General features: G+C 66.8%; 3 protein-coding genes and 1 pseudogene. All 4 read right to left on the bottom strand.

Translation table 11 applies throughout. The annotated features are described in order from the left end of the window. Window positions 1–194: 194 nt before the first annotated feature. A complete protein-coding gene (locus tag ACRYM0_RS20345) occupies window positions 195–998 on the bottom strand; it encodes a GmrSD restriction endonuclease domain-containing protein (RefSeq protein ID WP_432507670.1) in 804 nt (267 codons plus the stop codon). 617 nt (window positions 999–1,615) lie between these two features. Continuing rightward, complete coding sequence (locus ACRYM0_RS20340) at window positions 1,616–1,999, bottom strand: hypothetical protein (RefSeq protein ID WP_432507669.1); 384 nt, start codon at window positions 1,997–1,999, stop codon at window positions 1,616–1,618. Window positions 2,000–2,961: 962 nt separating this feature from the next. Further along, window positions 2,962–3,174, bottom strand: a complete 213-nt coding sequence (locus ACRYM0_RS20335) for a hypothetical protein (protein WP_432507668.1) — start codon at window positions 3,172–3,174, stop codon at window positions 2,962–2,964. Between the two features lie 131 nt (window positions 3,175–3,305). Next, a pseudogene (locus ACRYM0_RS20330) lies at window positions 3,306–4,408 on the bottom strand (hypothetical protein); the annotation flags it as partial.

Here is a 4,408-nt window from a genome sequence, read left to right as displayed (position 1 = left end):
GTGTTGGGTTGGTTGGTTTGTGTTTTTAATCAAAATCAAAACCAGCGTGTTGTGTTGGTGTGCAAACAAACGCCCCCCCCCCCCCCCCCCGCCCCGTGCGCGCTGGCGCACCACCACGGCGCCACCCTGATCGCCCCTTCACCACCATGTGCACCGCCTCGCTGAGCGCACCAGCGCGGGGTGAGCGGGCGGTCCTACTCGCAGCCGATGCCGTCGCCGTCGCGATCGAGCTTGCGGCTGTAGCCGGGCTCACCGGTGCGGATCGGGGCGGCGCCGGCGGCGCGCACCGCGTCGCAGTTGGCGTAGGAGACAGCCTCATCAGCAGGTGCTGGCTCCTGCACGTCGGCGGAGGGCTGCGCAGTGGTGAAGGGCTCGGCGGGGACGGTGCCGTCCGGCTGGCTGGCTGAAGGCTGGATTGGCGCCGGTTGGGCGGTTGTCGCGGTGGTGGGCACCGGCTGGTCGGGACAGGTGGCCAGAACGGTGGCGATGGCGTCCTTCTCCGCAGGTGTGATCCACAGGCCCCAGGTGGCCTTGATGGCCACCTGCCGCGCCACGTACGTGCACCGGTAGGCGCGGTGCGGGGGCAGCCAGGTGGCCGCGTCCCCATCGCCCTTCTGCCCGTTCAAGGGCCCGTCCACGGCCAGCAGCTCGAGGCCGTCGTTGGCGAAGGCGATCCGCTTGGTGGTGTCCCACTGCTGGGCGCCCTTCTGCCAGGCGTCGGACAGGGCCACGACGTGGTCGATCTGCACGTCGGAGGAGGTGTCCTCACCCCGGGTGAAGGCGATGGTGGTGCCGCTGTAGGGGTCGGCCAGGGTGCCGGTGGCCACGACGCAGTCGCGGGTGCCGGGCTTGAACATCTCAGCGTCCAGGTCGCGGGCCAGGACGTCGTTGCGGGTGTCGCACCCGTTGCGGTCGGTGTCGACCCACCCGTCGCCGAAGGCCTCACGGCTGTAGCCGGTCTTGGGGGCACGGCCCTTGACCTCGAGAGTGTCCAGCACCGCCAACGCCGTACCCGCCAGCACAGGGAGTGTCGAGGGCGTGGGCGCTGCGGCATCGCCGGACGCCTGCGGCCCAGCCGTAGGTGCTGCCGCAGGTGCTGCAGCGGACGCGGCCGGCGCCGGGGACGTAGGAGCGCTCGAGACGCTCGAGTTCGAGGCCGGTGTCTGCTGCGGCCCGGGTGCGCACGCCACCACGAGGGTCAGGCTCGCTGCGCTGAGCAGCACCCGCCCGGTGCGGCGCCGCCACGCACCGGCGGCCACGAGGTGCGCCGTGGTCGAGGTGGCGGCCTCGCGCCCGCCCTCTGGCGGGTGCGGGGTGCTGGTGTTCATCGGGACGGAGCTCCTGCCACCTGATCGTGCACGGACCGAACGCGTGAGCTGGGCGCCCTACCGGGGTATCCGGTCCTCTGCTTCTTGTTCTGCTGTTGGGTCCTTGTTCGTGCGGTCGCAGTGCGGGCAGCGTCCCACCGACAGGTACCAGGCGCCGCTCTCCTGGTGGCGCCACCAGGTCCACCACTCGCTGCGCTGCCCGCAGGTCGGGCACGCCTGGTGTCCGAAGGCGTGGGTCTGCTCCAGCGTGAAGGGCCGGCGACCCTCGGGGTGCTCGTGCCCGCGTCTCACGCGGGCCTCGTGCCCGGCTGCGGGTGCTCCACGCCGGGGCTGCGTAGTTGCCAGCCGGACCACGCGTGCGCTCCGGCGTGCTCGAGCCAGCCGTGCTCGCGCAGCCACGCGGTGCGCTTCTGCCACACCCTCGCCCCCACGCCGGCTTCGCGGGCCAGGACCTCGGCGGTGAAGGCGGGCGGGATGCGGTCTTCGAAGTCGGCGGCCGCGGCCAGCACCCAGGTCACCGCGCTCAGCGATTCTCGCGCCGGGCGCAGCATCTCCTGCCGCGGCACCGCCTTGAGGGCGGTGTGCACGGCCTGAGCCCAGCGCACTGCCGAGGGCACCATGTCGCACGCCTGGGTCGGCAGCAGTCGCACGAACGGTTCCTCGGGGATCACCGCCAGCACATCGGCATCTGGACCACTGTCTTGAATGCCTACCTGTAGACGGGGCTCGACAAGGAAGCGATGTGTGTCGCGAAGGGGCAAGGTCATGCCGCTCGGCCGTTGCCTGCGCTCACCCTCAAGCACGGCTAGCCAAGCCAGCCCAGGGAGTAGGCCCACCAGCCAGCGGCAGCTAGAGCCGCCGGGGCAGACATGACCATGACCAAGAAGGCGAAGCGCACGGTCACGCCCCACCCGAGCTTGGCGGCAACGAGCAGGTCGCCGGTGCCTGGACGCTTACGAGCCATGGGAGCCCCCTCCAAGTGTGGTGAGGAGGACAGGGTGACGCCCAGGTGTGTTCCGCATCCGGAACACAGACGCAGCGTCTTCTCGGGGCGTAACCGCAGGTCAGGACGGTGCAACTTTCTTCTCCGCCGTTCCAAAAATGGAACGATCAGCGCGCTGGTGGCTTCCTCCAGCGTCGGTAGACGGTCCCCAGTGGCATCTCGAAGGCTTCAGCGATCAAGCGCCACGACGCTGATCGACGACCGATCTGGCGGGCCCGGTGGACCTCCCAGGCGATCTCTTCATCTAGCTGTCGTTGAAGTTGGAGCAGTCGTTGGAGCTGGGTCAACCGATCCGGACCCGCACTGACCGTCTCCGGAACCCGATCAAGATCACGTTGAGCCTCTTGAAGATCATCGATGACTTGCCTCAGCGAGGAAGGGTTAACGGGCAAGGAAAGCTTGTAAGCGCGCGGCATGACGCCAGAGTCTGGTGGACCTTCTCCAGCGAGGTCAGCCCACTGCCTGTAAGCGCCTGTACCCCCCATCAGGTCGCCAGGGCGGACGTGCTGTACGAACAGAAGGCTCTACCTGCTCCGCTGTGCCACTGCGGAGTGCCACTGCTGCGGTGGCAACCAGGACGATTGCCGCGGTCGGCGAGGATCCATCGAGAGGGCTAGCTTTCGGATCTCCTTAGCTGGGCACCACCACATGCGGGGCGGCGTACTCCAGCAGGCGGGCGCCGGCCTCCTCGCGTGAAGCGAAAGCCTCTCGGGGTTGCTGCTCATCGGGCACGCCGAAGCGGAAGATGCGCCAGACGGCGCGGTCGCGGCGCGCGACACCGATGTACGGACCCTCCATGGAGTCTTCGACGAGGTAGGCGTCGCGGAAGGTTAGGCGCGGCATACCCGTAGAATGCTCGGCCGCATAGGTGCCAAGGCACCGCCGTCTCGGTGACGTTGGGTAAGGCACTGCGGTCTGCGCCAGGCGCAGACTAGGGTCCGTAGAGAAAGGACGCCATTATTTAGCGGCGGCCGTTAAGTGCTTATGGCTTGATCAGTCACTACTACGCACAAGCGGACATTGACTGAGGCTAGATCGAGAGTTGCTGCTGGGGCTGAGCAAAGAGCGGGCGTGTCAAGCCTAAATACCTCTTGAATCTTTGCTGGGCGAAGCACGGGATTTTCAATGATGGGCTTTTCTAACTTTTCGACAGGAATTGGGTCGTTGCAGGCAATGGGTATGTCGTACATCCGCGTCACCGAAAAGGCGTCATAAACAGGCAGGCATAGACCAGGGCGGTAGATCGCGTTGTAGCAGTATGTCTTGGACTCGTGGGTCAGCACTGTACGCCCGTTCGGCGGGCAGTTGCGATCGACTTCTTCGTTGGACCCCGACGCCGAAAATCGCGTGAGGGCTGTGTCGCTCTCGCAAGGCACAGCGGCCAATGGATCGCCGTTGGCGGTGGACTGTCGTTCGATGAATTGGTTGAAGCATGTTCCCGCTGGCTGGTTGAACAACGAGGTCTGCTCGTCAGTAATCGTCGGAGGAACCGCTTGCGTGGAGTCCTCACTGGTGGGGGCAGGCGCAAGCCGTTCGTCAATCCGGACCTGGCTCGTCATGGCGTTGAGCATCACGACTCCCGCCGCAGGAAGGGCAATACTTGCGACAAGGAGCCACACCAGGCTCTTGCGCAGGCGTTGGCGGCGTCCCCTGCCGAGGTTCAGGTCCATCGTCGAGCGCAGTGGTCGTCTGTGGTCCTTCCCCGCGGCCGGGACATTGGTGGTTGAAAGCCTTCTGCGGTTACTCGGCCGTCGGCTCTGAGGTGTTAGTCGGCTTTGGTGTGCTGTCGGCAGCGGTGCGCTGGGTGGGGTGAGACGTGCAGCTGGCTCGGCGGCCTCAGCACCAGGATCACCGCCCTTGAGAGCTTCAATCCGTTGGTCGGCCGAGGATCGATCAGCCTTCGGTAGAACATCGGATCGGGCACCTGCTTGAGCATCGGTGTCCGCCTGCTCGGTGTCCGCCTGCTCGGTGTCCGCCTGCTCGGTGTCCGCCTGCTCGGTGTCCGCCTGCTCGGTGTCCGCCTGCTCGGTGTCCGCCTGCTCGGTGTCCGCCTGCTCGGTGTCCGCCTGCTCGGTGT

The sequence above is a fragment of the Kineococcus arenarius subsp. arenarius genome (assembly GCF_050871845.1).
In the GTDB taxonomy this organism is placed as follows: Bacteria; Actinomycetota; Actinomycetes; order Actinomycetales; family Kineococcaceae; genus Kineococcus.
This window is presented reverse-complemented; position numbering and strand designations above follow the sequence as displayed.

Excerpts from the sequence above, each read along its gene's own strand:
- ACRYM0_RS20335 (WP_432507668.1), bottom strand. The coding sequence starts at position 3,174 with ATGCCGCGCCTAACCTTCCGCGACGCCTACCTCGTCGAAGACTCCATG.